The sequence below is a fragment of the Variovorax sp. J22G73 genome (assembly GCF_030317035.1).
Classification (GTDB): domain Bacteria; phylum Pseudomonadota; class Gammaproteobacteria; order Burkholderiales; family Burkholderiaceae_C; genus Variovorax.
Genome location: NZ_JASZYK010000019.1, coordinates 25484 through 50536, shown reverse-complemented (window position 1 = coordinate 50536; position 25053 = coordinate 25484). Strand labels below are relative to the sequence as shown.

Sequence of the window (25053 nt, the reverse complement as noted above, 5' to 3'; positions counted from 1 at the left end):
ATGGCTTCCGCGTTTATTTCTGCGTGACCACGCCCTTGACGAACCAGTCCATCTTCCACAGGTCCGCATCGGACAGCACCGCGCCCTTGGCCACGCGCTCCTTGCCGTCGCGGTCGGCCAGCGGGCCGGCATAGATCTGCTTGCCCTTCATGATCGCGTCGCGCTCGGCGGTGATGGCCGCGGCCTTGTCCTTGGGCACGGCGGGGCCGAAGCCCGCGATGTCGGTGCCGCCGTCCTTCATCTCGATGAAGGCGCCGTATTGCGCGGGCTTCCACCCGCCGGCCATCACCTTCTTCAGCTCCGGCGTGAGGAACTTGTCCCACACCCACACCGAGGAGCACAGCGTGGCCTTGGGCGCGAACTGGCGCAGGTCGCGGTGGTGGCCGGTGCCGTACACGCCGCGCTCCTGCGCAACGATCTGCGGGGTGGGGCTGTCCACGTGCTGGCCGATGACGTCGGCGCCCTGGTCGATCAGCGCTGCGGCGGCGGCGCGCTCCTTCACGGGGTCGTTCCACGCGCCGGTGTAGATCACGTTGACGGTGGCGTTGGGGTTCATCTTCTGCGCGCCGAGCGCGAAGGCGTTGATGGTCCAGTTCACCACGCCGAAGGGGTTGGCCGCGACGAAGCCGAGCTTGCCGGTCTTCGACGCCGCGCCCGCGGCCATGCCGCAGAGGTACTGGCTTTCGTAGGTGCGGCCGTAGAACGATTCGAGGTTGGTGCCGTTGGTGGTGCCCGAGCCGTTGAGGAAGGCCACGTCGGGGTACTTGGCGGCCAGGTCCTTGAAGCTGTCGGAGTAACCGAAGGCGGTGCCGATGACGATGTTGGCCCCGCGCTGGATGAACTTCTCGGCCGCCGGCTTGATGGCCGAGGCGTCTTCGGGCACGTTCTCGACGAACTGGATCTTCTGGCCGATTTCCTTCTCGATCTTCACGCGCGCTTCGTCGAAGGCCTGCGTCCAGCCGCCATCGTTCTTCGGGCCGAAGTAGAGCATCGCGATCTTCGGCTTGTCTTTCAGCGTGAAGCCGTCGGCGGCCGCGGCGGGCAGCGTCGTGAAGACCGCGCCGCCGGCTGCGATGGTCATCGCGAGGCCCAGGCCTGGAGTGAGGGTGCGCAACTGCATGGAACTACCTTTGAGTAGAGGCTTTGAAGGAAGGAGAGCAACGGAAAAAAGAAGAAGCGAACGCGGTGCGCGCTACATCATGAAATTGATGCGGAACACATTGCCTTCGGGGTCGAGCAGCACCGACTGGTACCAGTTGTAGTAAGTGACGTACGGCGGCTTGATGAGCGTGGCGCCGGCTTCGAGCGCGACGGGCACCATGCGGTCGACATCGGCCTGGCTGTCGACGTCGATGTTCAGCAGGAACTTCACGCCGCGCGTGTCGGAAAACTCGGCGAGGTGCAGGAGCTCGTAGGCATCGAGGGCATTGAAGCCGAGGCTCGATTTGCCGGTGTCCAGCCCGCGGAAGATGGGCGAGCGGATCGCTTCGATCTCTTTGAAATCGAACACGCGTTGGTAGAAGCCGCTGAGCGCGACCACGTCCTTGGCGAAGACGTTGACGTAGGAGAGGTGGGCCATGTCGGTGTTGTGCTGTTCGTTGCTGGTGTTTCTTGTGCTGCTGTTCAGGGCGAGTGATCCGGGATCAACGACTGCGCTGCATAGCGATCACCACGAACAGAAATGCAGGACATCGCTCAGGCCGACACCTTGGTCCCACCGAAGGTCGTCTGCTTGACGAACTTGGACGTCAGGTGGTCGCCCGAGGAAATCGGCGCGTACTTGGCGCTCTCGCCCGGTGCCAGGCAGCTCGGCAGGCACTCGACCATGGCGTCGTAGTTGGGCTGGTGGAAGAACACCAGCGACTGGCGGCGGTTGGTGCTCGCCACTTCGAACGGCGGGTTGATCACGCGGTGCAGCGTGGACACCCACTGGTCGTTGGTCCACTGCATCATCAGGTCGGCGATGTTGACCACCAGCCCGCCCTCGACCTGCGGCACGTCGACCCACTGGCCGGCCTTGTTGAACACCTGCAGGCCCTTGTCGTCGGGCAGCACGATGGTCAGGCTGCCGTAGTCGCTGTGCGCGCCCGCACGCAGCTGGCCCGGCAGCGGCTGTTCGCGCTGCGGTGGATAGCTCAGCACGCGGAACATGCTGATGTGCTCGTCGATCTTGTCGTCGAAGAATTTCTCGGGCAACGACAGGCCGAGCGCGAAGATTCGCATGAGCGAGCGCGAGAGATCGCTCATGGCCCCGAAGTAGCCTTCGTACGCTTCGCGGAAGCCGTCGATGGGCGGCCAGCTGTTGGGCTCGAAGTGCGGGCCCGCCGCGGGGCCGCGGTGGTAGTCGTCGTTCGGCACGTTCGACGGGCCGATGGAGAACGACTCCTTCAGGTCGCCCGGTGCCGCTTCTTCGAGGCTGTACGAGAGGCCTTCTTCGCCCACCGCGCTGTAGCCGCGCACCGCGTCTTCGCGCGGCCGGTCGACCTTGCGCTTCTCGGCGAGCGGCATGTCGAAGAAGCTGCGCGAGAGCGACGACACGCTCGCGATCAGCTCGGGCGCGATGCCGTGGTTGGTGATAACCAGGAAGCCGATGCTGCGACAGGCTTCATCGACTTTCTTCGCGACCTCCGCCTTGCCCTCGGCCGTGCCGGCGAAGTAGGGCGCGAGATCGATGATGGGGACGGACAGCAATGTCATGGCGAGTTCCTCATGCTTGGCATGCCCTTCGCCATGCAACGTCTGTGCCAGTTGGACCAAATGGACAAATCGCGATGGCCGCGTCAGCATGGTGCGCAAAGAGGCCTTTGCACAGGCCTTCGAAGGCCGTCGTGACGCAAGGCGATGCACCGCGGCCTTACAGTGGTGCGCAGTACGAAACCGAAGACAGAAGAGAGAGCGAGGGAAGATGCCGAAGACCAAGGCGCTGGTTGCAAACATCAGCAAAAAAGCCGGCAAGGAAGCCAGCAAGGAAGGCCCGCGCCAGCGTGCGAAGCCTGCGGTGCGCAGCGCGTCGGCGGTGAGCCGGCGGCTGCGCCAGATCGAGGACAAGCGCAGCGCCATCCTCGGTGCGGCGCTGGGGTTGTTCTCGCGCTTCGGCCTGCATGGCACGTCGATCGACCAGGTGGCGGCGCGCGCCGATGTGTCCAAGAGCAACCTGCTCTATTACTTTGCGAACAAGGAGGAGCTGTACGTCAACGTGCTGCGCGACCTGCTCGCGCTGTGGCTCGAGCCGCTGCGCGGCTTCAGCGAGGAGCAGGACCCGAGCGAAGCCATTGGCGGCTACATCCGCCGCAAGCTCGTGATTTCGCGCGACCGGCCCGATGCGTCGCGGCTGTTCTGCCTGGAGATGATCCAGGGCGCGCCGCTGCTGCGCGACGAACTCGACCGCGAGCTGCGCACGCTGGTGGAGCGCAAGTCGGAGGTGATCGCGGCGTGGGTGGCGGCAGGCAAGCTCGCGCCGGTGGACCCGCAGCACCTGATCTACGCGCTGTGGGCGATCACGCAGCACTACGCGGATTTCGGCGTGCAGGTGCAGGCGCTGTCGGGGCACACGCTGGACGATGAAGCGTTCTTCGAGCGGACGGTGGAGAACGTGCAGCAGATCGTGCTGCAGGGGATCACGCCGCGTTGAGTTTTGCTCCCTCTCCGAGGCGGGAGAGAAGACACGGAGAGCGCGGCGGGCCTTGCTCCCTCTCCCCTTGGGGAGAGGGCTGGGGTGAGGGCTGCGGCACCGAATCCACGACAGCTGCTTGCTAGCGCCGCAGCCCCCTCACCCTGACCCTCTCCCCAAGGGGAGAGGGGACAACACGGCGCGCGTCGATGTCTTGCTCCCTCTCCCCGAGAGGAGAGAGGAAAACACGGGAGCGTCGTTTCCGCTCGCACTAATGCTGCGGCGGCACCGCAATCTCGTGATACCGCCGATCGAAGTAGATCAACCCCCGCGCCGCGCCGCCGATCGCAATCGCCACCGCCTCGCAGAACAGCACATCGTGCGTGCCCGCGCTCGTCGCATGCACCACGCGGCAGTCGAAGGACACGGCCGCGTCGTCGAGCATCGGCGAGCCCGTGGTCTTGCGGCGCCATTGCCCCGCTGCGAAGCGTTCGTCCATCGGCGTCTTGCCGCCGAACAACGCCGACAACGACTGGTGTCCCGCCGCCAGCACGTTCACGCACAGCACGCCGTTCGCCTTGAACGCCGGATACACCGACGCCGACCGGTTGAGGCACACCAGCAAGGTCGGCGGCTCGTCGGTCACGCTGCACACGGCCGACGCAGTGAAGCCCGCGCGGCCCGCGGGCCCGTCGGTGGTGATGATGTTCACCGCGGCGCCCAGGCGTGCCATCGCATTGCGGTAGTCCGCCTTGGGGAGGCCTTGCGCAAGGCCGGCGGGGTTCGGTGAAGCAGCGTGGGAAACCATGGCGTTCAGCATGTGCGATGACTCCGTCAGGCCAGCACGCACGCCTCGTCGAAAGGCAGGCGCGGCAGGCGCCCGAACACCTTCGACGCGTCGCCGTGGCCCAGGTTGATAAGGAAGTTGACGGTCCAGTCGGTGCCTTCGAAGAAGGCGGCGTCGACCTTCGCCTTGTCGAAGCCCGACATCGGCCCCGCGTCCAGGCCCACCGCGCGCGCGGCCAGCAGCAGGTAGCCCGCTTGCAGGCTGGCGTTGCGAAAGGCGGTCTCGTGCGCGGTCTCGGGGCTGCCCGTGAACCAGCTGCGCGCATCGGCATGCGGGAACAGCGTGGGCAGCTTGTCGTAGAACTTGCGGTCCCACGCGGCGATGACGGTGACGGGTGCGCTCAGGGTCTTCTCGAGGTTGCCCTTGGAGAGCGAGGGCGCGAGGCGCTCCTTGCCCTCGGGCGTGCGCACGAACACGAAGCGCGCGGGCGAGCAGTTGGCCGACGTGGGCCCGAGGCTCGCGAGCGCGTAGATCTGCTGCAGCTGCGCGTCGGTGACGGGCTCGTCGGTCCAGCCGTTGTGGCTGCGCGCGGCGGTGAACAGCAGCGACAGCGCCGCGTCGTCGAGCGTGGAAAGAGTGGCGGTGGTGGTCATGCGGCAACGGTGGATGTGGCAGGCGCTCTGGCCCGCGAAAGAAAGGCCAGCAGGGTGCTGTTGAAGGCATCGGCCTCGGTCACGCTGTGGGCGTGGCCGCCGTGCGCCATGAGGTTGAGCGTGGCGTTGGGCAGGCCGTCGGCCAGGCGCAGCGAGCAGGTCCAGGGCACGAGCACGTCGTCTTTCGCTGCGGCCACCAACGTGGGCGCGGCGATGTCGCGCAGGCGCGCGTCGATGTCGAAGGCGCGCAGCGCGGCGATGCGCGTGCGCATGGTGTGCTCGCCGGGAAAGTGCGCGAAGGCATGGTCGACCTCGTCGGCCACGCGCTTGGCATGCGCGGCGCACCACGCGGCGGGGTACAGGAAGATGGGCTGCGCCTCCACGTACGCGCGCGGGCCGACGGCGCCCAGCAGCGCGAGCCGCGCATCGAAGCAGCGCGCCGAATGCGGGTTGGGCCTGGACCACGCGTTGACGAGCACCAGGCTGGCGATGCGTTCGGGCGTGTCGAGCGCAAGCTGCAGCCCGACGAGCCCGCCCAGCGCATGGCCTGCGAAGTGGCAGCGCGCGGTGTTCGTGGCATCGAGAATCTCGCGCACGTCGTTCGCCATGTCCGAGATGGCGTAGGCGTCGGGCAGCGTGCCGGGGCTGCGGCCGGTGGCGCGCTGGTCGTACGCGATCACGCGGTGGCCCGCGGCAATCAGCGCGCCCAGCTGCGGCTGCCAGAACCCGGCCGAGCCGCCGAGGCCCGACGACAGCAGCACGGTGGCGGCCGCATCGGAGGGGCCATGCACCTCGAAGTGCAAAGACGTGGTTCGCGTCATTCGGCTCAGGCCTTCTTGCCCACGTGCGCGATCGAGGCGATCTCGACCAGCGCGTCGGGCTTGACCAGGCCGCACTGGATGCAGAAGCGCGCGGGCTTGGTGCCGGGAAAGAACTCGGCGTACACGGTGTTGATATTCGCGTAGTCGGCCCAGTCCTTGATCATGATCTGGTTGAACGTGACGTCGTCCATGGTGCCGCCGGCGGCCTCGACCACGCCCTGGATGGTGCTGAGCACGTGGCGCGCCTGCGCGGCGGCGTCGCCGACGTGCACCACGTTGTTGTCCTTGTCGAAGGGCAGCGTGCCCGACACGTAGAGCACGCCGTCGGCGAGCGTGCCGGGCACGTAGGGAGCGAGGGGAACGCCGGTGCCCGGCGGAATGATGGCTTGCTTGGGCATGAGGAAGGCTCCTTGGAAAGAATCAGGCGGTGGCGATTTCGGCGCTCGTTTGCGCCGGGGCGGGCTGTGCGATGGCGGGTTCAGGTTCGGCGCCAGGCGCGAAGGTGCTGCAGAACTGCTGCACGGTGGAGACCCATCCGAAGAAGGTCTCCACGTTGTAGACCGAGGCCTTCTGGATGGCGGGCCCGCCGAGCTCGTGCGTCGCGTCTTCCAGCATCACCGCGAAGTACTCGAGGTGGAAGGCATCGCGCAGCGTCGACTCCACGCACACGTTGGTGGCGATGCCGGTGAACACCAGGTGGCGGATGCCGCGCGCGCGCAGCGTGCTGTCGAGCGTGCTGTTGAAGAAGCCGCTGTAGCGCGTCTTGGGCACGACGATGTCGCCGGCCTGCGGCTTCATCTGCTCGATGAGTTCGTAGTCCCAGCCGCCCTTGGCGAGGAACCTGCCCTGCAGCTCGGGCTTGGCGCGCATGGTCTTCAGTGCGTTCGACTTGTGCCAGTTGGGCGAGCCGGGGCCGCCGGCTTCCACGTACGCCGCGTCCCAGCCGTTCTGCAGGAACACGACCAGCATGCCGGCAGCGCGCGCCGCGGCAATGGCGCGCACGATGCCTTCGATGGTGCCCTGCGCGCCGGAGATGTCGAAGCCGGCCGAGTCGACGTAGCCGCCCAGCGAGGCATAGGCGTTCTGCATGTCGACCACGACCAGGGCCGAGTCGGTGGCGTGCAGCGCGAGCGGCTCGGGCCGCGCGGGCAGCACCAGCGGCGCGGGCGCGCCGGGCAGGCGCGGCGCGCCGACGGGCGTGGTGGAAGTGAGGGTGGTGTTGCGTGCGGGTGCGTTCATGCTCGTTCCTGGGTCGATCCTGGATTGCGTCGGCTCAGGCCGCGAGGCGTTCGGGCTCGGGCGCGACCTGCGAAGGCACCGGGCTCTGCACATGCGCGCGGCTCTTCATGAGCGGCTGGATGCGCTCGCCGAAGGCTTCCACGCCCAGCACGAAGTCGTCGAAGGTCAGCAGCACGCCTTCGGTGCCGGGCACCTCGGCCACCTCGTCGAGCATGCGCGCGACGCTCGCGTAGGAGCCCACGAGCGTGCCCATGTTGATGTTCACGGCCGAGGTCGGGTCGGCCATCTGGCGCACGTTGGTGTCGGCGCCCGACCTGGTGTCGGCCGCGCCCTGCTGGCCCAGCCACGAGATGGCCTCGTGGTCGGCGCCAGCCTTGTAGTGCTCCCACTTGGCGCGCGCGGCCTCGTCGCTCTCGTCGGCAATGACCATCATCAGCACATAGGTGGTCACGTGGCGGCCGGTCTTGGCGGTGGCCTCGATGAGCTTCTCGGCGGCGGGCGCGAAGGCCTTGGGCGTGTTCACGCCCTTGCCGAAGCAGAAGTTGTAGTCGGCGTACCTGGCGGAGAACTCCATGCCGGCGTCGCTCTGGCCGGCGCAGATCACCTTCATGTCGGCCTGCGGCTGCGGGCTCATGCGGCAGTCGTCCATCTTGAAGTGCTCGCCCTTGAAGTCGGACTGGCCGGTGCCCCACAGGTCGCGCAGCACCTGGATGTATTCGCTCAGGTACGCGTAGCGCGTGCCGAAGAACTGGTCGCCGGGCCACATGCCCATCTGCGAGTACTCGGGGCGCTGCCAGCCGGTGACCAGGTTCAGGCCGAAGCGGCCGTTGGAAATGGAGTCGATGGTGGCCGACATGCGCGCCACGATGGCCGGCGGCATCACCAGCGAGGCGGCCGTGGCGTAGAGCTTGATCTTGCTGGTGACTGCCGCCAGGCCGGCCATGAGCGTGAACGACTCCAGGTTGTGGTCCCAGAACTCGGTCTTGCCGCCGAAGCCGCGCAGCTTGATCATGGACAGCGCGAAATCGACGCCGTAGCGCTCGGCCTTCAGCGTGATCTGCTTGTTGAGCTCGAAACTGGGCTTGTACTGCGGGGCGTTTTCGGACAACAGCCAGCCGTTGTTGCCGATGGGAATGAAGATGCCGACGTTCATGGAAAGGCTCCTGTTGCGGGGTTTCGCAATGCCTTGCATGTGCCGTGCCAGATGAATTAACTGTTTTTAATCAAGAACTTAGGAGAATTCGAGCTCCAGGTTTTGACCAAATGGTCCAAAGTGGCGCAGACGAACGGCCCGGCCTGCGGCGGCGCGGTGCGCCAGGTGCCAAAGCGGTGCAGTGCCATCGTCACGGTCCGCGCGGCAGAATCACGCCATGCCCAAGACCCCACTCCGCGCCGCCGCGGCCATCAGCGGCACTGCCGACGACGTCGAGGCGGCCTTCTACGAAGCGCTGCAACGCGGCGACATCGATGCGTTGATGGCCTGCTGGGCCGACGAGGACGAGGTGTTCTGCGTGCACCCCGGCGGTCCGCGCCTGGTGGGCGCCGTGGCCATTCGCGCGGCCTTCGAGCAGATGTTCGGCAACGGCGCCATCCACGCCACGCCGGCGCGGGTGCGCAAGATCGAGTCGCTCGCCAGCGCGGTGCACAACGTGCTGGAGCGTATCGAGGTACTCACCGCCGAAGGCCCGCGCCACGCCTTCGTGCTGGCCACCAACGTCTATCACAAGACCGCCCAGGGCTGGCGCCTGGTGGCGCACCACGCCAGCCCCGGCAGCGCGCGCGAGCCCGACGACGCGAACGACCCGCCCCAGACCCTGCATTGATGCCGTCCTTCGTTTCTTCATCCTCTGCGTCTTCTTCTGCTTCGCGCGGCGAGCCGCAGCCCGCGCTGGACTACACCGCGCCGCGCTGGCTGCCCGGCGGCAACCTGCAGACCATCTGGGCCGCGCTGTACGCGCGCCGCTTCGACGGGCCCGCACCCGTGTACCGGCGCGAGCGCTGGGCCGCGCCGGACGGCGACTTCATCGACGTCGATTTCGTCGATGCGCCCGGCGATGCCCCCGCCGCGTCAACCGGCGCGCCGCTGCTGGTGCTGTTCCACGGCCTCGAAGGCTCGTCCCGCAGCCACTACGCCGAGGCCTTCGCCACCTTCGCCGCCGCGCACGGCATGGCCTTCGCGGTGCCGCACTTTCGCGGCTGCAGCGGCGAGCTGAACCTGGCGCCGCGCGCCTACCACTCGGGCGACTTCGAGGAAATCGGCTGGATCCTGGCGCGCATGCGCGCGCAGCACGTGGCCAAGGGCGGCGGCCCGGTGCTGGCCGCGGGCGTGTCGCTGGGCGGCAATGCGCTCATGCGATGGGCCTCGGAAGCCGGCGAAACCGCCTCGGACGTGGTGAGCGCCGTGGCCTCGGTCTGCGCGCCGCTCGATCTCGCGGCGGGCGGCGAAGCCATCGGCCGCGGCTTCAACAAGCTGGTGTACACGCGCATGTTCCTCAACACCATGAAGCCCAAGGCGCTGGCCAAGCTGGCGCAGTTTCCGGGGCTGTTCGACCGCGAGCGGCTGCTGCAGGCGCGCAACCTGCACGACTTCGACAACGTGTTCACCGCGCCGCTGCACGGCTTTCGCGACGTGGCCGACTACTGGTCGCGCGGCTCGGCCAAGCCGCACCTGGCGTCGGTCCGCGTGCCCGCGCTGGTGGTCAATGCGCGCAACGACCCGTTCATTCCGGCCGACAGCCTGCCCGGGCCCGGCGAGGTCGGCGCGCATGTCACGCTGTGGCAGCCGGCGCAGGGCGGGCATGTGGGCTTTCCGATGGGGCCGCCGCCGGGGCATGTGCGCGGCATGCCGGAGCGCGTGGGCAACTGGCTGCGCCTGCATGCAGGCACAAGCAGCGCAAGCGGCACATTGGCTGACGGCGTGCCCCCGCTCGCGGGAAGAGAATGACGCCATGGACGACATCGTCAAACAAGCATTGGCCAAATGGCCCAACGTGCCGCACTGCTACGGCTGGCTCGGCCTCGACGCGCGTGGCAACTGGTACATGCGCGACGACCGCACCCAGGCCGAGGGCCCGTTTCGCACGGCCAAGGGCTCGATGCTGCGGCACGACAAGCTGATCGACTTCATTCACCGCAACTACGAGCACGACGAGCAGGGCCAGTGGTTCTTCCAGAACGGGCCGCAGCGCGTGTACGTGGAGCTGGAGGCGGCGCCGCTGGTGTGGCGGGTGTCGGAGGAGAAAGAGGGGGAGGGCGAGGGCTTCGGTGTCGTGTCCCACACCGGCAAAGCGGTCGAGGTGTCGGGATGCCTGCTCGACGAGCACGGCCGGCTCTACCTGTCGTCGCCGCTGGGGCTGGGCCTGGTGCACACGCAGGACGTGGGCATTGCGGCCGAGGCCGTCGAGCGCGGCCTGTGGGAGCCCGAGGCCGTGCAGGCCGCCGATTTGCCCGGCCGCTTCGGGCATGTGCTGAGCCCTGCCGAGCGGCACGCCGAACATGCCACCGGGGCAACACCCCACGCCGCCAAGCCCTGAACGTCGCGGGTTTCGACCAAGAAAAAGCCGGCGCGAAGCCGGCTTTTTTACGAGTTTTGTTTGACCAGGGAAAACGCTTACTTGGCGGCTTCGCTGGCGGCTGGAGCTGCGGGAGCCGCAGTTGCTGCAGGTGCCGCTGCGGAAGCCGCAGGGGCCGCACCCGTTGCACCTGCCGCGCCCGAGGCACCTTCCGCGGGCGCCGCGGCGGCCGGGCGGTCCGGCACCGGGAACTTGGCGCCGCCGGCATTGGCCATGTAGACCACGGCACGGCCCACTTCGAGGTCTTCGAAGTCGCCGCCACCCTGGGCCGGCATCGCGCCCTTGCCCTTCAACGCGTGTTCCAGCAGGGTGGCATAGCCCTGGCCGATGCGCGGGCCCCAGGCGGCTGCGTCCTGGAAGTGCGGCGCGCCAGGGATGCCGGGGGCACCGTGGCAGGTTGCGCACTGGGCCTTGAACACGGCCTCGCCGGTGGCCAGCGGGCGGTTGGCGTCGCGGATCTCGATGGCGCCGATCTTCTTCAGGCGCTCGGCCACTTCACGGTCGCGCGCTTCCTTCGTCACGCCGTAGAGCGCCATGTTGTCGCCCTCCGCGGTGCCGGCGGGCTTGTTGCCCGAGACCACGTAGGAGACAAGTCCCACGATGATCAGGATCGGTACGATGAAGGAGAAAAATACCGCCAGCAGCAGCTGCTTCGGGTTCTTGATGGGCCCGGTGTGGGCTTCTTCTGTGGCCTGGTAATGCGGGTCTGCGCTCATTGGCGTCCTCAATATCGGGGGCTCGTCGGGGGGCGTTTCCTAACCAACCGGCGATTATAGAGAGACCCCCCGCCCGAAGGGGGAAGGGGCCTACCCTTAGAGGACGCGCATTCGGCGCGCACGCAGTGGCTCAGCTCTTCTGGTTCTTCTCGATCTGCTCGCGCGTGGCCCAGCCGCCACCCAGCGTCTTGTACAGCGTGACCTGGTTCTGCAGCTGCAACAGCCGCGTGGTCACGGCCGATTGCTGGGCCGTGAACAGCGAGCGCTGCGCATCGAGCAGGTCGAGCGCGCTGGCGATGCCGTTGCGGTAGCGCAGGTCCGACAGCTTGAAGCGAACGCCTTCCGCGTCGGCCTGCGCACGCTGCGCGCGCACCTGCTCGCCCAGCGTGGCGCGGCCCGCGAGCGCATCGGCCACTTCGCGGAACGCCGTCTGCACCGACTTCTCGTACTGCGCCACCGCGATCTCGCGCCCGGCCTTGGCCGAGTCGAGCGTGGCGATGTTGGCGCCGGCGTTGAAGATCGGCAGCGTCACCGTGGGTGCGAACGACCAGGCCTTGGAGCCGCGGTCGAACAGGCCCGAGAACTCGGTGCTCGCCGTGCCGATGGAGCTGGTGAGCGACACGCGCGGGAAGAAGTTCGCGCGCGCCGCGCCGATGTTGGCGTTGGCCGCGATCAGCTGCTGCTCGGCGGAGCGGATGTCGGGCCGCTCGGCCAGCAGGTCCGAGGGGAGGCCGGCCGGCACGTCGGGCATCGGGCTGATGCCGTCCAGGCCCTTCGCCGCGGTCGTGCCGCCGGCGGTGGCATCGGCGGGCACCGGCGCGCCCAGCAGCAGCGCCAGCGCGTTCTCGTCCTGCTGGCGGGTGCGCAGTTGCTGCGCGTAGGCCGCGCGTGCGGTTTCCAGCAGCGAGTTCGCGGCCTGGAAGTCGAGCTCCGACGACACGCCGTTGTCGAAGCGCAGCTTGGTCAGGCGCACCGACTCTTCGCGCGTGCTGAGCGTCTGGCGCGTGATTTCGAGCAGCTCGTCGTCCGCCAGCAGCGTGAGCCAGCCGTTGGCGACCGAGGCGATCAGGCTGATCTGCACGGCCTTGCGGGTCTCGTCGGTGGCCAGGTACTGCGCCAGGGCCTGGTCCTTCAGCGCGCGGATGCGGCCGAAGAAGTCGAGCTCCCAGGCCGTGAAGCCGAAGTTGACGCTGTACTGCGACGACACGCTGCCCTGGCTCGGGTCGATCGCCTGGTAGGCGTTGGGGCTCGAGCGCGAGCCCGATCCCGTGAGACCCAGCGCCGGGAACAGCGCCGAGCGCTCGATCTGGAACTGCGCGCGCGCCTGCTCGATGTTGAGCACCGACACCCGCAGGTCGCGGTTGTTCGCCAGCGAGGTCTGGATCAGGCCCGCCAGCCGCGCGTCGGTGAAGAAGTCCTGCCACGGCAGGCTGGCCGCGGCCTGGCCGGCCGGCTGCGTCGGGTCGCCCGGGTAGGTGGTCGGCACCGGCGCCGCGGGGCGCTCGTAGGTGGGAATCAGCGAGCAGCCGGCCAGCAGCAGGGCTGCGGCCAGGGCCGTCGGAATGAGTTTCTTGGTCATTGTTGGGGTTCCTCCACGATGCCTGCGGCTTCGGCGTGCCGCTTTTCGGCCTCGTGCTGTCGCGCGCTGCCCTTGAACAGCGTGCGCACGACCACGAAGAAGATGGGAACGAAGAACACGGCCAGCGCGGTGCCGGTGATCATCCCGCCGATCACGCCGGTGCCGATGGCACGCTGGCTGGCCGAGCCCGCGCCGGAGGCGAGGAACAGCGGCAGCACGCCCAGCCCGAAGGCCAGCGAGGTCATCACGATCGGGCGGAACCGCAGGTGGGCCGCGGTGAGTGCCGCTTCCACGACGCCCTTGCCCTGTGCCTGCAGGTCTTTCGCGAACTCGATGATCAGAATCGCGTTCTTCGCGGACAGGCCGATGATGGTGATCAGGCCCACCTGGAAGTACACGTCGTTCGAATACGAACGCAGCATGGTCGCCAGCAGCACGCCGATGACGCCCAGCGGCACCACCAGAATCACCGCCAGCGGAATCGTCCAGCTCTCGTACAGCGCGGCCAGGCACAGGAACACCGCCAGGATCGCGAAGCCGTAAAGAATGATCGACTGCGAGCCCGCGAGCTTTTCCTCGCGCGACTGGCCGGTCCACTCGAAGCCGAAGCCCGGGGGCAGCTGCGTGGCGAGCTTTTCCATCTCGGCCATTGCCGCGCCCGTGCTGAAGCCGGGCGCCGCGTCGCCGCTGATGCGGATGGCCGGATAGCCGTTGTAGCGCACCGTCTGCGTGGCGCCCTTGACCCACTTGGTGGTCGCGAAGGCCGCGAGCGGCACCGGCAGGCCCTGGCCGTTGGGGGCGGTCAGCTTCAGCAGGTCGTCGGGCTGCATGCGGGCGGGCGCGTCGGCCTGCACCACCACGCGCTGCAGGCGGCCGCGGTTCGGAAAGTCGTTCACGTAGCTGGAGCCCAGCGCGGTCGACAGCGTCGAGTTGATCGCGTCGAAGGTCACGCCCAGTGCGTTGGCCTTGTCGCGGTCGATGTCGATCTGCAGCTGCGGCGCGTCTTCCAGGCCGTCGGGGCGAACCTGCGCCAGGATCTTGCTCTGCCCGGCCATGCCCAGCAGCTGGTTGCGCGCGTTCACGAGCGCCTCGTGGCCCGCGCCCGCGCGGTCCTGCAGCCGGAAGCTGAAGCCGGTGGCGTTGCCCAGTTCGGGAATGGGCGGCGGGCTCAGCGGGTAGATGAAGGCGTCCCGAATGCCCGACAGCGCACCGAAGGCACGCCCTGCCAGCGCGCTGGCGGAGTGGGCCGGGTCCTTGCGTTCGTCCCAGTCCTTCAGCGTCACGAAGGCGAGGCCGGCGTTCTGGCCCTGGCCCGAGAAGCTGAAGCCCATCACGCCCACCATGCTCTGCACTTCAGGCTGCTTCAGGATGAAGCCTTCGACCTGCTGCATGACCGACAGCGCACGCTCCTGCGTGGCGCCTGGCGGCAGCTGCACGTTCACGATGATGTTGCCCTGGTCTTCCTGCGGCAGGAACGAGCTGGGCAGGCGCATGTAGGCCACCACCACCGCGCCGATGATCGCCGCGTAGATGATGAGGTAGCGCGCCGCGCGGCGCAGCAGCCGCGAGACCACGCTTTCGTAGCCCTTGGCCGTGCGCGTGAACACCCGGTTGAACCAGCCGAAGAAGCCGCGCTTCTCATGGTGGTGGCCGGCTTCCACCGGCTTGAGCAGCGTGGCGCACAGCGCGGGCGTGAGCGACAGGGCCATGAAGGCCGAGAACGCGATCGACGCCACCATCACCGCCGAGAACTGGCGGTAGATGTTGCCGGTGGAGCCCGCGAAGAACGCCAGCGGCACGAACACCGAGATCAGCACCACGGTCACGCCGATGATGGCGCCCGAGATCTGCTTCATGGCCTTGCGCGTGGCTTCGAGCGGCGACAGCCCCTCCTCGCTCATGATGCGCTCGACGTTCTCCACCACCACGATGGCGTCGTCCACCACGATGCCGATCACCAGCACCATGCCGAACATGGTCAGCACGTTGATCGAGAAGCCCAGCGCCAGCAGCGTGGCGAAGGTGCCCAGCAGGGCCACCGGCACCACGATGGTCGGGATGATCGTGTAGCGCCAGTTCTGCAGGAAGATGAACATCACCACGAACACCAGCGCCACGGCTTCCAGCAGCGTCTTGACCACTTCGGTGATCGAGATGCTCACGAAGCGCGAGCTGTCGTACGGAATGGCCCACTTCACGCCCTGCGGGAAGTACTTGGACAGCTCGTCCATCTTCGCGCGCACGGCCTTGGCCGTCTGCAGCGCGTTGCCCGTGGGCGTCTGCTGCACGCCCACGCCCACGGCCGGCTGGCCGTTCAGGCGCGCCGAGGTGGCATAGGCCTGGCCGCCCAGCTCCACGCGGGCCACGTCCTTCAGCCGCACGGTCGAGCCGTCGGTGTTGGCGCGCAGCACGATTTCCTTGAACTGGTCGACGTTGGCGAGCTGGCCGTTCACCACCACGGTGGCGGCGATGGCCTGGCCGGGCACGTTCGGCAGGTCGCCGATGGTGCCGGAGGCCACTTGCGCGTTCTGCGCCTTGATGGCGTTGTTCACGTCCAGCGGCGACAGGTTGAAGCCCTGCAGCTTGGCCGGGTCGATCCAGATGCGCATCGCGTTCTCGGTGCCGAACAGCTGCGCCTGGCCCACGCCGGGAATGCGCTGCAGTTCAGGAACGATGTTGCGCGAGGCGTAGTCGCCCAGCGCCACCGGGTCGTAGGCCGGGTTGTCGGACGACAGGATCGTGAACAGCAGGAAGTTGTTGCGCGACTTGTCCACGCGCACGCCCTGCTGCGTCACCGTGGCCGGCAGGCGCGGCGTTGCGCGCGACAGCCGGTTCTGCACGTCCACCTGTGCCAGGTCGGGGTCGGTGCCCTGCTCGAAGCTGATCGTGATGGTGCCGGTGCCGTCGGCTTGCGCCACCGATTCCATGTAGATCAGGCCCGGCGAGCCGTTCATTTCGCGTTCGATCACGGACAGCACGCTGTCCTCGAGCGTCTGGGCCGACGCGCCGGGGTAGGCGGCGTTGATCACGATGGCCGGAGGCGCCACCGGTGGGTACTGCGAGATCGGCAGCTGCGTGATGGCGACACTGCCCATCACCAGGATGAACAGTGCGATCACCCAGGCAAAGATCGGGCGGTCGATGAAGAATTTGGCCATGCGGGCGCGCTCCTGACTTACTTCTTATCGGCCGGGGCGGAAGCCTGGCCGTTCGCGGCGGGGGCCGCAGCGGGTGCGGCGGCTGGTGCGGCACCGGGTGCTGCGCCCGATGCGGCGGCGGCCGGTGCCGGTGCGGCATTGGGGTCGGTCTTTTTCCACGGCACCGCCTTCACGGGCGTGCCCGGCGGCATCATCTGCAACTTCTGGAAGCCGTCGACCATCACCTGTTCGCCGGCCTTCAGGCCGTCGAGCACCACCCACTGGTTGTCCTTGGCGGCGCTGATCTTCACCTGGCGCTGGCTGATCTTGCCGTCCGCGCTCACCACCGAGACCGTGTCGCCCTGCTGGGTGCGGGTAACGGCCTGCTGCGGCAGCGTGATGGCGTTGGTTGCCTGGGCCTGCTCGAGCTTCACGCGCACGTACAGGCCGGGCAGCAGCTCGCCCTTGGGGTTGGGCACTTCGGCGCGCAGCGTGATCTGGCCCGTGGTCGCGTCGACCGTGAGGTCGGAGAACAGCAGCTTGCCTTCCAGCGGGTAGTCGCTGCCGTCTTCGAGCACCACGCGGATGCTGGCGGCCTCGCCGCCGCCGGCGCGCTTGTACTGGCCGTCGGCCACGGCGCGGCGCAGCTTGAGCACGTCGGTGGCCGACTGCGTGAAGTTCACGTACACGGGGTTGATCTGCTGCACCACGGCCAGCTCGGTGGCGTCGCTCTGGCCCACCAGCGCGCCTTCGGTCACCAGCGCGCGGCCGATGCGCCCGGCGATGGGCGAGGTCACAGTGGCGTAGCCGAGGTTGATCTTGGCGGTTTGCACGGCGGCGCGGCCGGCGACCACGTCGGCCTCGGCCGTCTTCTGCGAGGCCACGGCGGTCGCGTATTCCTGCTTGCTCACGGCGTTGGCCTCGACCAGCGGCTTGTAGCGGTCGGCCAGCGCCTTGGCCTGCACGGCGTTGGCTTCGGCGCGGGCCAGCGTGGCCTGGGCATTCTGCGAAGCCGCCAGCAGCGGTGCCGGGTCGATGGTGAACAGCACCTGGCCGGCCTTCACGTCGCTGCCTTCGCGGAATTCGCGCTTCAGCAGGATGCCGGCCGCGCGGGCGCGGACCTGGGCCACGCGCGAGGCTTCGAGGCGCCCGGGCAACTCGGTCACCAGGCCGACATCGGCCGGTGCGGCCACCACCACGCCCACTTCGGGCGCGGGGCGGGCGCCGCCAGCGCCGCCCTGGGCGGCGGGCGCATCGCTCTTGCCACAGCCCGCGAGGACCAGCAGGACGACGGCGGCCACGGTCGCGAGACGCGGCGAAAAGGACGATTGACGCGAAACATGCAGGAGAGGCATGCGATTCCTTTGAAGCGAAGACGGGAGATGGCGCGTTGGCGGCGCGAGCCGCAAACCAGCACAGACAGGCGGGCCATCGGGGAAGCCCGGTAGTTTACATACATTCATGGATGTATAGTGACAGCCGTGCAATGGCCCCACGATACTTAAAGGGCGTTGCCTTTACAAATCAGGAGACTGGGTGGCACGTCGTACGAAGGAAGAGGCATTGGCCACGCGGAATCGCTTGCTCGATGCCGCGGAGCTGCTGTTTCAGGCGCAAGGCGTTTCGCAGACCACGCTGCAGCAGATCGCGCAGCAGGCCGGCGCAACGCGGGGCGCCATCTATTGGCATTTCAAGGACAAGGCCGACCTCTTCAACGCGATGATGGAACGCGTGATCCTCCCGCTGGAGGCCGGCCCCAAGGCCGCGAGCGCCATCGGCACCGACGACCCCCTGGACGAGATCGAGGAGGGCATGGTCCACGCGCTCACCCTCATGACCACCGACCCGCAGGTGCGCCGCGTGTTCGACGTGGCCACGCACAAGGTCGAGTACACGCACGACATGGCCTCGGTGCAGCAGCGCCACCTGGCCGCGCGCAACGCCTGCGTGGTCGATTTCGAGAAGGCGCTGCGCCTGGCCGCGCGGCGCGGCCACATCAAGCTGCCGGTGCCGGGCTACGTGGCGGCGCAGGGGCTGCACGCGCTGATCAGCGGGCTCATTCAAAACTGGCTGCTCGACCCCGAGGCCTTCGAGCTGGTGGCCACCGGCAGGCGCACGTTCCGGGTGTATCTGGCGGGGCTCGGGTTCGTCCGGCCGGCGCCGGGAGCGCCCGTGGAAAACGAGCACGAAACATTGAGCGCCTGATAGGCCATAATCACGGGCTCCGGTGCACGCCGGAACCCTATTCCTCGCTGTATTTCAACGGATAGAATTCGGCCCTCCGAAGGCTGAGATCCAGGTTCGATTCCTGGCGGCGGGACCACATGCAAGACCGGAAGTTTCTCTCGAGACTTCCGGTTTTTTTGTTTGCTTCCAGTTTGGCGGCTCGGGCAGGGAGCCTCGAGGCTCGCCGGTTCGCGCAAGCGGGTTCCCGGTACGCCAACCTGTTCGAGCTGCCGCCTCCAACTTCGATTGGATGCAGTGCTTGTTGCAAATCTCGACGTTGCTCCCTCACCGATCGGCGCTGCGGCTTCCATTGCCCTGCTACCAGCTTGAGCAATGACTTGACGACAAGCAGACCGGAAGTTTCTCTCGAAACTTCCGGTTTTCTCGTTTCTGGTGCTACAGCAGCGACCTCCCCGAGCACACACCCCCCATCGATATACTGCGACGTCACGTCTGAACAAGGCGTGATCGGGATTGGCGTCCCGCTGAAATCACTGCGACGCAAGCCGCAGTCACCCCGCAGGGTCTGCGGCTTTTGTCGTTCGTGCCTCCAGTTTTTGGCGGCTCGACGGGAGGGCTCGCGCCCTGCCGGTTTCACGCAAGTGGTTTCCCGGTACGCCAACCCGTCGAGCTGCCGCCCTCAATGGCGTTGAGTGCGGCGGTTTCTGCAAATCGAAACCCTTGGAGGCCACCATGGCCAGTTCTGCTCTTGCTCCCTCATCCCCTGTAGCCGCCGGCACCGCACCCGATGCAGCGCCGAAGCCGGCCCCCTCGCACGCCGACCCCGACTCCCTCGCCTTGCAAGTGGACGACGACATCGAGAACATCCGCAACGTGCATTGCGCCTGCGCCTGCCTCGAAAAGCTCATCCTCCCGCAGCGCGTGGACGAGACCGAAGACGTGCATCCCACCCGCTCCGAACTCGGCGCGCTGATGCGCCTCGTCAACGAAGAGATGCACCGCCGCATCGACGCGGCCGACGCGACGATCAAGTCGCTGAGAAGCGCCATTCAGGCGGCCCCGCGCGACCGGATCGACCGCGGCACGCCGGAGCCGTCCGGCGGCTACGGCTGGACCGCCGCTGGGCCGGTGCGCATCGCTCGCTGTTAACCACGAAGAAAGAAGAGGGCCGCCGCGCCTACGCCATCGCGAAATGCGAGGGCGGCCGCCCCAGCGTCTTGCGGAACATCGTCGAGAACGCGCCCGGGCTGTCGTAGCCCATGTCCAGCGCCACCGCCGTCACCGGCTCGCCCGCGGCCAGCCGCGACAGCGCCACCAGCACGCAGGCGCGCTGGCGCCACTTGCCGAAGGACATGCCCGTCTCCAGGCTGAAGCGCCGGTTGAAGGTGCGCTCGCTCACGTTCAGTTGCGCCGCCCAGGCGCCAGGCGCCACGTGCACGTCGGGCTGCCGAAGAAACGCCACGCACAGGCCGGCCAGCGCCGTGTCGCGCGGCAGCGGCACGTGCAGCGGAAGCGTCTCGGCCCGCGCCAGCTCGTGCAGCACCAGGCGCACCAGCGCGCCGTCGCGGCCCTGCCGGTCGTAGGCGGGCGGCATCTCGACGGCCTCCATCAGCAGCTGGCGCAGCAGCGGCGACACGTTGAGCACCTCGCACTGGTCGCCCTGGCGCGGCAGCGCGCGCGGCTCGATGTAGAGGCTGCGCGTGCTCACGCCCAGCATGCGCACCCGGTGCGGCTTGCCCGCCGGAATCCACACGCCGCGCTGCGGCGGCACCACCCAGGCGCCGTCGTCGCTGCCCACCTCCATCACGCCCGTGGCGCCGTACAGGAACTGCGCGCGCCGGTGGCTGTGCGTGGGCAGCAGGAAGCCCGAGGGGTAGTCGGTGCCGATGGCCAGCACCGGGCGGTCGATGGCGTCGACCGAATCGATCTTGACGTTGCGCATGCGAAAAAACGCGACTTCGCGGATTGGCTGAAACGAAAACATCATTGTCGAACATGCGCAAGCGCGCCAGGCAGGTCGACCCTATCTTCAAGGGCTTGTTCATTCACTTGCCTGGAGCTTCTTCGTGTCGATCTATCTCGTGCTCGCGGTCTTCGGTGGCCTGGCGGGCGTCACCACGGTACTGTTCGGTTTTGGCGGCGGCTTCGTCGTGGTGCCCTTGCTGTACCGCGCGCTGATCCTGGCGCACGGCGCGGACAGCGCGGTCGGCCAGGCGTCCATGCACATCGCCGTGGCCACCTCGACCTGCGTGATGATCGTCAGCGCTTCGCTGGCCACGCGCCGCCACCAGCGCGCGGGCACGCTCGATGGGGCGCTGGTTCGCCCGCTGCTCGCGTTCATCGGCATCGGCGCGGTGGTGGGAGCAGCGCTGGCAGTGGCCGCCCGTGGCGAGTTCGTGCGCTGGGCCTTCATCGCCTACCTGGGCGCGACCATCCTCGACTGCCTGTTTCGCCCCGGCTTCATGACGCGCGATGCCGCTGCCGTCGTTCGCCCGCTGTCGCGCGGCGTGACCACGCTCGGCAGCTTCGTCATCGGGCTCGTCGCCGCGTTTCTGGGCGTGGGCGGCAGCGTGATGACGGTGCCGCTCATGCGCCGCCGCGGCATCGACATGACTCGCGCCACCGCCATGGCCAACCCGCTGTCGCTGCCCATCGCGCTGGCCGGCACCGCCACCTACATGCTGCTGGCGTGGCGCTCGACCGAGACGCTGGAGGGATGGCACATCGGCTATGTCGACGTGCCCGCCTTTGCCGCGCTGGTCGCGGGCTCGCTGGTGGGCGTGCGCGCTGCGGCGCCGCTGATCGGTCGCATGCCCGAGCGCGTGCACACCTGGGGCTACATCGCGCTGCTGGTGCTGGTGCTCGCGGGCATGGCGCTGCGCTGAACCTGGCATGACGACGTACCGGCATACCGGCGCACGCCCGCGTAGGCCAAGTTCGACTTCTGCATGCACACGGTTGCGGCGCCCCGCCGACCCTGCCACCATGGCCGCATGCCTTACCAACTCCACTACTGGCCCACCATCCAGGGCCGCGGCGAATTCGTGCGGCTCGCACTGGAGGCGGCCGGCGCCGACTATGTCGACGTGGCGCGCCTGCCCGAGTCGAAGGGCGGCGGCGAGTCCGCGCTGGGCGAGCGCCTGGGCGACCCCGACAACGCACGCCCCGCCTTCGCGCCGCCGTTCCTGATCGACGGCGACGTCGTGGTCGGCCAGACCGCCGCCATCCTGCTGTACCTCGGCCCGAGGCTCGGCCTGGCGGGCGTGGGCGAGTCCGACGGGTTGTGGACGCACCAGCTGCAGCTCACCATCGCCGATGCGGTGGCCGAGGCGCACGACACGCACCACCCGATTTCCACCGGCGCTTACTACGAAGACCAGCGCGACGCCGCCGAACAACGCGCCAAGGCGTTTCGCGACGAGCGCATTCCCAAGTTCCTGGGCTGGTTCGAACGCGTGCTGCAGCGCAACCCCGCGGGCAGCCTGCACCTGGTGGGCGACGTGCAGACCTATGCGGACCTGTCGCTGTTCCAGCTGGTCGACGGCCTGCACTACGCCTTTCCGAAGGCCACCGCGCGGGCGCTGGCGAAGACGCCAGCGGTCGAGAAGCTGCACGACAACATCAAGCGCCGCCAGCGCGTGCACGACTACCTGCAGAGCCCGCGCCGCATCGCGTTCAACGAAGACGGCATCTTCAGGCGCTACGCCGAGCTCGACGGTTGACGAGCCACTAGCGACTAGCGCTGCTTCAGTTGACGAGCGCCGCCGCGTCCTTCCACGCCGGCAGCAGCACCAGCCCCTCGACCGTCACCGGCTTGCGCTGCGGGCCGAACAGGTAGCGGTGCGGCACCAGCCCTTCGAGGTGGTGCAGCACGTCGGTGCGGTCGTCGATGAAGTGGGTGATGCGCAACTGCCGGCAGTGGTCGGCCTTCTGCGGCCGCTGCAGGCAGAAGCGCAGGTTCTCGGGCGCGATGCCGGTGCGCTCGAAGAAGCGGTGGTGGCGCAGCCAGGCACGGCTCTTCGCCTGCACGCTGGGTCCGCACTTCGACACGAGCCACACGCGGCCCTCGAACTTCTCGACCAGCGGCGCGACGGCTTCGAACATGCCTTCGTAAGGCGGCGTGCCCAGCGCGTCTTGCAGCGAGCCGCCGATGAACGAGGTGTCCGCGCCGTTGGCGCCTTCGGCCGCGATGAGCACGCGGCCGATGTCGATGCCCAGGCGGGCGATGCTTGCAGTGTTCTTCATGTTCTTGTTCCTTGTGTGTGGATGCAGCCGGATCGTAGAAACGAAGCCCATCACCAGGAACTACCGATATTGGATGTGCTATCCATAAAATGGATAGATGGACATTCCCCGCACCAACCTCGACGCGCTGCAGTCCTTCGCCGTGTTCGCCGACACGCTGAACTTCAGCGAGTCGGCGCGGCTGCTGCACATCAGCCAGCCGGCGTTGCACGCCAAGGTGCGCAAGCTGTCGGAGCAGCTCGACGCGAAGCTCTATGTGCGCGTGGGCAGCGCGCTGGCACTCACGGGCGCGGGCGAGCAGGTCGCGCGCCACGCGCGGGAGCTGCTCACGCTCAACCAGCGCTTCGTGAAGGGGCTGGCCGCGGGGCACGACACGCCCGCGGTCACGCTGGCTGCGGGCGAAGGTGCATACCTGTACCTGCTGGGCAAGGCGCTGTCGCAGTTCTCGGGGCCGGCCGCGTCGCCGCACCTGCACCTGCTCACGCGCAACCGCGACGAGGCGGTGCGGGCGGTGCGCGCGGGCCAGGCCCAACTGGGTATTGCGCCGCTGGGCACCGTGCCCGCGGACCTGCATGCGGTGCGGCTCACGGCGGTGGGCCAGGTGCTGGTGGTGCCGCGCGGGCATGCGCTGGCCGCGCGCAAGTCGGTGCGCCTGCGCGACTTGAAGGGCGCGCAGCTGGTCGTGCCGCCCGCCGGGCGCCCGCACCGCGAGCTGCTGGGCCGGCTGCTGCAGGCCGAGTCGGTGCCATGGCAGCCTTCGCTCGAAGCCGATGGCTGGGAGTTGATGCTGCGGTTTGCGCAACTGGGCTTCGGCCTCACGGTGGTGAATGCCTGCTGCCGCATTCCCAAGGGGCTGGTGGCGGTGCCGCTGCAGGGCTATCCGCCGCTCGACTATCACCTGTTCCACGCGGCCGACCGCCCGCCCGCCACGCATGTGCTGCGCCTGTGGAACGCGTTGCTGGCGCACGGCGACCATTGGAAGACCACATGACACCCGAAGACACGAGCAAGTTCATGGCCTACGTGCTGCGGCACGCGCCGCAATCCATCGGCCTGCGCCTGGACGCGGAAGGCTGGGCCGACATCGACGCGCTGGTAGCCGGCGCCGTCGCCGAAGGCCGCGACATGGCGCGGGCAGACGTGGTCCACGCGGTGGATTCAGGCGCGAAGAAGCGCTACGAGCTCTCGGCCGACGGCCAGCGCATTCGCGCGCTGCAGGGCCACTCGACAACGCAGGTCAGCCGCAGCTTCGAGGCGATGACGCCGCCCGCGCTGCTCTTCCATGGCACGGCCACGCGCTTCCTGGAAGCGATTCGCGTGCAGGGGCTGCGGCCGGGTTCGCGCCAGCACGTGCACCTGTCCGCCGACGAAGCCACCGCGGTGCAGGTGGGCCAGCGCCATGGCAAGGCGCATGTGCTGCGCGTGGACGCGGGCCGCATGCACGCGATGGGCCACGCCTTTCATCGCGCGGAAAACGGCGTGTGGCTGACGGCCGCGGTGCCGCCGGAATTTCTCTCGGGCTAATCGTCCTGCGCGTCGTGTGTGTCTTGCGCGTCCTTGCGGATGCGCAGGGCGGTGTCGTACAGCGTGTTTCGCGGCGCACCGCTGATCTCGGCGGCCAGCTTCACGGCCGTCTTCACGGGCAGCTCGGCCAGCAGCAGGCGCAGCACGCGCTCGCCTTCGGCACCGTCGTCGCCGCTCACGGCCACGGGGTGCAGCACCAGCGCGAACTCGCCGCGCGTGCGGTCGCGGTCGGCGCTGAACCAGTCGGGCAGGGCGCTGGCGGCGACGGTCGCGATTTCCTCGAACTGCTTGGTGAGCTCGCGGCCCACCGTGATGCGGCGTTCGCCCAGCGTGGCCAGCGCGCGCGCCAGGGTTTCGATGCGGTGCGGCGCTTCGAGCAACACCACGGCGCGCGGCTCCTGCGACAGCGCCTGCACGGCGGTGTCGCGCTCGCCGGCCTTGCTGGGCAGGAAGCCCGCGAACACGAAGGCGCTGCTGGCATTGCCGTCGCCGCCGTCGGCCACCAGGCCGGCCGCGCCCACGAGCGTGGTCACGGCGCTGGCACCCGGCAGCGGCAGCACGCGCTGCCCGGCCGCGCGTACGGCGGCCGCCAGCCGCGCGCCGGGGTCGCTCACGCCGGGCGTGCCAGCGTCGCTCACGTAGGCGATGCGCTCGCCCTGCGCCAGCCGCGCCACCACGCTTTGCGCGGCCTCGGCCTCGTTGTGCTGGTGCACGGCCAGCAGGCGCGAGCCGGGCCGGTCGATGCCGTAGGCGCGCAGCAGGGTCTGGGTGTGGCGCGTGTCTTCGCAGGCAATGGCGTCCACCAGCTGCAGCACATGCAGCGCGCGCAGCGTGATGTCGGCCAGGTTGCCGATGGGCGTGGCGACCACGTACAGGGTGCCCTGCGGATAATGCTGCGCACCCGCGGCGTCGTGCGCGGCCGCAAGGGCGGCGCCGAAAGAAGCAGGAGCGAGTGAAGCCAAGAGGTTTCTCCGAGAGCCAAA

26 protein-coding genes and 1 tRNA gene are annotated in these 25053 nt (G+C 68.4%); 11 read left to right on the top strand and 16 right to left on the bottom strand.

The window, feature by feature from the left end:
* Positions 1–13: 13 nt before the first annotated feature.
* From QTI51_RS36270 to QTI51_RS36260, 3 genes are all read right to left on the bottom strand, one after another.
* Positions 14–1120: a BMP family ABC transporter substrate-binding protein gene (locus QTI51_RS36270; RefSeq protein ID WP_116913510.1), complete on the bottom strand. Its 1107-nt coding sequence runs from the start codon at positions 1118–1120 to the stop codon at positions 14–16.
* Positions 1121–1192: 72 nt separating this feature from the next.
* On the bottom strand, positions 1193–1579 hold the full coding sequence (locus QTI51_RS36265) for a VOC family protein (RefSeq protein ID WP_116913509.1): 387 nt from the start codon (positions 1577–1579) through the stop codon (positions 1193–1195).
* A gap of 116 nt (positions 1580–1695) precedes the next feature.
* Positions 1696–2697: an isopenicillin N synthase family dioxygenase gene (locus QTI51_RS36260; protein ID WP_116913574.1), complete on the bottom strand. Its 1002-nt coding sequence runs from the start codon at positions 2695–2697 to the stop codon at positions 1696–1698.
* Positions 2698–2905: 208 nt separating this feature from the next.
* Between QTI51_RS36260 and rutR the strand changes: the two genes are divergently transcribed.
* Positions 2906–3631, top strand: a complete 726-nt coding sequence (rutR, locus tag QTI51_RS36255) for an HTH-type transcriptional regulator RutR (RefSeq protein ID WP_116913508.1) — start codon at positions 2906–2908, stop codon at positions 3629–3631.
* Positions 3632–3881: 250 nt separating this feature from the next.
* Here rutR and rutF read toward each other — a convergent pair whose 3' ends face one another.
* The 6 genes from rutF to rutA are packed head-to-tail and all read right to left on the bottom strand — an operon-like array spanning position 3882 to position 8263.
* Positions 3882–4430, bottom strand: coding sequence for an NADH-dependent FMN reductase RutF (rutF, locus tag QTI51_RS36250; protein WP_116913507.1), 549 nt, complete (start codon positions 4428–4430; stop codon positions 3882–3884).
* Positions 4431–4444: 14 nt separating this feature from the next.
* Complete coding sequence (locus QTI51_RS36245) at positions 4445–5050, bottom strand: malonic semialdehyde reductase (protein WP_116913506.1); 606 nt, start codon at positions 5048–5050, stop codon at positions 4445–4447.
* Entirely contained in the window at positions 5047–5871 is an 825-nt protein-coding gene (gene rutD / locus QTI51_RS36240) for a pyrimidine utilization protein D (protein ID WP_116913505.1), read from the bottom strand. Before rutD ends, QTI51_RS36245 begins: the two co-directional genes overlap by 4 nt.
* Before the next feature lie 5 nt (positions 5872–5876).
* On the bottom strand, positions 5877–6269 hold the full coding sequence (gene rutC, locus QTI51_RS36235) for a pyrimidine utilization protein C (protein WP_116913504.1): 393 nt from the start codon (positions 6267–6269) through the stop codon (positions 5877–5879).
* Between the two features lie 22 nt (positions 6270–6291).
* On the bottom strand, positions 6292–7110 hold the full coding sequence (rutB, locus tag QTI51_RS36230) for a pyrimidine utilization protein B (RefSeq protein WP_116913503.1): 819 nt from the start codon (positions 7108–7110) through the stop codon (positions 6292–6294).
* Positions 7111–7144: 34 nt separating this feature from the next.
* Complete coding sequence (gene rutA, locus QTI51_RS36225) at positions 7145–8263, bottom strand: pyrimidine utilization protein A (RefSeq protein WP_116913502.1); 1119 nt, start codon at positions 8261–8263, stop codon at positions 7145–7147.
* 217 nt (positions 8264–8480) lie between these two features.
* Between rutA and QTI51_RS36220 the strand changes: the two genes are divergently transcribed.
* The 3 genes from QTI51_RS36220 (at position 8481) to QTI51_RS36210 (ending at position 10643) form a co-directional block, all read left to right on the top strand.
* Positions 8481–8933 carry a YybH family protein gene (locus QTI51_RS36220; protein ID WP_116913501.1) on the top strand — a complete coding sequence of 151 codons (453 nt, stop codon included), beginning with the start codon at positions 8481–8483 and terminating at the stop codon, positions 8931–8933.
* Positions 8934–8998: 65 nt separating this feature from the next.
* On the top strand, positions 8999–10054 hold the full coding sequence (locus QTI51_RS36215; protein WP_116913573.1) for a YheT family hydrolase: 1056 nt from the start codon (positions 8999–9001) through the stop codon (positions 10052–10054).
* A 4-nt stretch (positions 10055–10058) separates the two neighbouring features.
* Positions 10059–10643 (top strand): DUF2946 family protein, encoded by a 585-nt coding sequence (locus QTI51_RS36210; protein WP_116913500.1) that lies wholly within the window; start codon positions 10059–10061, stop codon positions 10641–10643.
* 77 nt (positions 10644–10720) lie between these two features.
* On the opposite strand, the gene QTI51_RS36205 is transcribed toward QTI51_RS36210, so the two are convergent.
* The 4 genes from QTI51_RS36205 to QTI51_RS36190 all read right to left on the bottom strand — a co-directional run bounded on the left by QTI51_RS36205 (position 10721) and on the right by QTI51_RS36190 (position 17469).
* On the bottom strand, positions 10721–11398 hold the full coding sequence (locus tag QTI51_RS36205; protein WP_116913499.1) for a c-type cytochrome: 678 nt from the start codon (positions 11396–11398) through the stop codon (positions 10721–10723).
* Positions 11399–11528: 130 nt separating this feature from the next.
* The gene (locus QTI51_RS36200; protein WP_116913498.1) at positions 11529–12977 is read right to left on the bottom strand and encodes an efflux transporter outer membrane subunit; all 1449 of its coding nucleotides are present in this window, start codon (positions 12975–12977) and stop codon (positions 11529–11531) included.
* Positions 12974–16135 (bottom strand): efflux RND transporter permease subunit, encoded by a 3162-nt coding sequence (locus QTI51_RS36195; protein ID WP_116913497.1) that lies wholly within the window; start codon positions 16133–16135, stop codon positions 12974–12976. The genes QTI51_RS36200 and QTI51_RS36195 overlap by 4 nt, the downstream gene beginning before the upstream one ends.
* A gap of 17 nt (positions 16136–16152) precedes the next feature.
* Positions 16153–17469 carry an efflux RND transporter periplasmic adaptor subunit gene (locus tag QTI51_RS36190; protein WP_116913496.1) on the bottom strand — a complete coding sequence of 439 codons (1317 nt, stop codon included), beginning with the start codon at positions 17467–17469 and terminating at the stop codon, positions 16153–16155.
* A gap of 181 nt (positions 17470–17650) precedes the next feature.
* On the opposite strand from QTI51_RS36190, the gene QTI51_RS36185 reads away from it, so the two are divergent.
* The 3 genes from QTI51_RS36185 to QTI51_RS36175 all read left to right on the top strand — a co-directional run bounded on the left by QTI51_RS36185 (position 17651) and on the right by QTI51_RS36175 (position 19450).
* Positions 17651–18319, top strand: coding sequence for a TetR family transcriptional regulator (locus tag QTI51_RS36185; RefSeq protein WP_116913495.1), 669 nt, complete (start codon positions 17651–17653; stop codon positions 18317–18319).
* A 43-nt stretch (positions 18320–18362) separates the two neighbouring features.
* Positions 18363–18437: transfer RNA gene (locus QTI51_RS36180), tRNA-Arg, on the top strand.
* 707 nt (positions 18438–19144) lie between these two features.
* Positions 19145–19450, top strand: a complete 306-nt coding sequence (locus tag QTI51_RS36175) for a hypothetical protein (RefSeq protein ID WP_503011582.1) — start codon at positions 19145–19147, stop codon at positions 19448–19450.
* A 28-nt stretch (positions 19451–19478) separates the two neighbouring features.
* Here the strand turns inward: QTI51_RS36175 and QTI51_RS36170 are convergent, their stop codons facing one another.
* Positions 19479–20243: an AraC family transcriptional regulator gene (locus tag QTI51_RS36170; RefSeq protein ID WP_116913572.1), complete on the bottom strand. Its 765-nt coding sequence runs from the start codon at positions 20241–20243 to the stop codon at positions 19479–19481.
* A 124-nt stretch (positions 20244–20367) separates the two neighbouring features.
* Between QTI51_RS36170 and QTI51_RS36165 the strand changes: the two genes are divergently transcribed.
* Positions 20368–21186 carry a sulfite exporter TauE/SafE family protein gene (locus tag QTI51_RS36165; RefSeq protein ID WP_116913494.1) on the top strand — a complete coding sequence of 273 codons (819 nt, stop codon included), beginning with the start codon at positions 20368–20370 and terminating at the stop codon, positions 21184–21186.
* 108 nt (positions 21187–21294) lie between these two features.
* Positions 21295–22023 (top strand): glutathione S-transferase, encoded by a 729-nt coding sequence (locus tag QTI51_RS36160; protein WP_116913493.1) that lies wholly within the window; start codon positions 21295–21297, stop codon positions 22021–22023.
* A 25-nt stretch (positions 22024–22048) separates the two neighbouring features.
* Here the strand turns inward: QTI51_RS36160 and QTI51_RS36155 are convergent, their stop codons facing one another.
* Positions 22049–22546: a hypothetical protein gene (locus QTI51_RS36155; protein WP_116913492.1), complete on the bottom strand. Its 498-nt coding sequence runs from the start codon at positions 22544–22546 to the stop codon at positions 22049–22051.
* Positions 22547–22643: 97 nt separating this feature from the next.
* Between QTI51_RS36155 and QTI51_RS36150 the strand changes: the two genes are divergently transcribed.
* Both QTI51_RS36150 and QTI51_RS36145 read left to right on the top strand, forming a co-directional pair.
* Positions 22644–23537 (top strand): LysR family transcriptional regulator, encoded by an 894-nt coding sequence (locus QTI51_RS36150; protein ID WP_116913491.1) that lies wholly within the window; start codon positions 22644–22646, stop codon positions 23535–23537.
* Positions 23534–24070, top strand: coding sequence for an RNA 2'-phosphotransferase (locus tag QTI51_RS36145; RefSeq protein WP_116913490.1), 537 nt, complete (start codon positions 23534–23536; stop codon positions 24068–24070). Before QTI51_RS36150 ends, QTI51_RS36145 begins: the two co-directional genes overlap by 4 nt.
* On the opposite strand, the gene rsmI is transcribed toward QTI51_RS36145, so the two are convergent.
* Positions 24067–25032, bottom strand: coding sequence for a 16S rRNA (cytidine(1402)-2'-O)-methyltransferase (rsmI, locus tag QTI51_RS36140; protein ID WP_116913489.1), 966 nt, complete (start codon positions 25030–25032; stop codon positions 24067–24069). The genes QTI51_RS36145 and rsmI overlap by 4 nt on opposite strands.
* Between the last annotated feature and the right edge of the window lie 21 nt (positions 25033–25053).

Excerpts from the sequence above, each read along its gene's own strand:
- QTI51_RS36270 (WP_116913510.1), bottom strand. The coding sequence starts at position 1,120 with ATGCAGTTGCGCACCCTCACTCCAGGCCTGGGCCTCGCGATGACCATC.
- QTI51_RS36265 (WP_116913509.1), bottom strand. The coding sequence starts at position 1,579 with ATGGCCCACCTCTCCTACGTCAACGTCTTCGCCAAGGACGTGGTCGCG.
- QTI51_RS36260 (WP_116913574.1), bottom strand. The coding sequence starts at position 2,697 with ATGACATTGCTGTCCGTCCCCATCATCGATCTCGCGCCCTACTTCGCC.
- rutR (WP_116913508.1), top strand. The coding sequence starts at position 2,906 with ATGCCGAAGACCAAGGCGCTGGTTGCAAACATCAGCAAAAAAGCCGGC.
- rutF (WP_116913507.1), bottom strand. The coding sequence starts at position 4,430 with ATGCTGAACGCCATGGTTTCCCACGCTGCTTCACCGAACCCCGCCGGC.
- QTI51_RS36245 (WP_116913506.1), bottom strand. The coding sequence starts at position 5,050 with ATGACCACCACCGCCACTCTTTCCACGCTCGACGACGCGGCGCTGTCG.
- rutD (WP_116913505.1), bottom strand. The coding sequence starts at position 5,871 with ATGACGCGAACCACGTCTTTGCACTTCGAGGTGCATGGCCCCTCCGAT.
- rutC (WP_116913504.1), bottom strand. The coding sequence starts at position 6,269 with ATGCCCAAGCAAGCCATCATTCCGCCGGGCACCGGCGTTCCCCTCGCT.
- rutB (WP_116913503.1), bottom strand. The coding sequence starts at position 7,110 with ATGAACGCACCCGCACGCAACACCACCCTCACTTCCACCACGCCCGTC.
- rutA (WP_116913502.1), bottom strand. The coding sequence starts at position 8,263 with ATGAACGTCGGCATCTTCATTCCCATCGGCAACAACGGCTGGCTGTTG.
- QTI51_RS36220 (WP_116913501.1), top strand. The coding sequence starts at position 8,481 with ATGCCCAAGACCCCACTCCGCGCCGCCGCGGCCATCAGCGGCACTGCC.
- QTI51_RS36210 (WP_116913500.1), top strand. The coding sequence starts at position 10,059 with ATGGACGACATCGTCAAACAAGCATTGGCCAAATGGCCCAACGTGCCG.
- QTI51_RS36205 (WP_116913499.1), bottom strand. The coding sequence starts at position 11,398 with ATGAGCGCAGACCCGCATTACCAGGCCACAGAAGAAGCCCACACCGGG.
- QTI51_RS36200 (WP_116913498.1), bottom strand. The coding sequence starts at position 12,977 with ATGACCAAGAAACTCATTCCGACGGCCCTGGCCGCAGCCCTGCTGCTG.
- QTI51_RS36195 (WP_116913497.1), bottom strand. The coding sequence starts at position 16,135 with ATGGCCAAATTCTTCATCGACCGCCCGATCTTTGCCTGGGTGATCGCA.
- QTI51_RS36190 (WP_116913496.1), bottom strand. The coding sequence starts at position 17,469 with ATGCCTCTCCTGCATGTTTCGCGTCAATCGTCCTTTTCGCCGCGTCTC.
- QTI51_RS36170 (WP_116913572.1), bottom strand. The coding sequence starts at position 20,243 with ATGCGCAACGTCAAGATCGATTCGGTCGACGCCATCGACCGCCCGGTG.
- QTI51_RS36160 (WP_116913493.1), top strand. The coding sequence starts at position 21,295 with ATGCCTTACCAACTCCACTACTGGCCCACCATCCAGGGCCGCGGCGAA.
- QTI51_RS36155 (WP_116913492.1), bottom strand. The coding sequence starts at position 22,546 with ATGAAGAACACTGCAAGCATCGCCCGCCTGGGCATCGACATCGGCCGC.
- QTI51_RS36150 (WP_116913491.1), top strand. The coding sequence starts at position 22,644 with ATGGACATTCCCCGCACCAACCTCGACGCGCTGCAGTCCTTCGCCGTG.
- QTI51_RS36145 (WP_116913490.1), top strand. The coding sequence starts at position 23,534 with ATGACACCCGAAGACACGAGCAAGTTCATGGCCTACGTGCTGCGGCAC.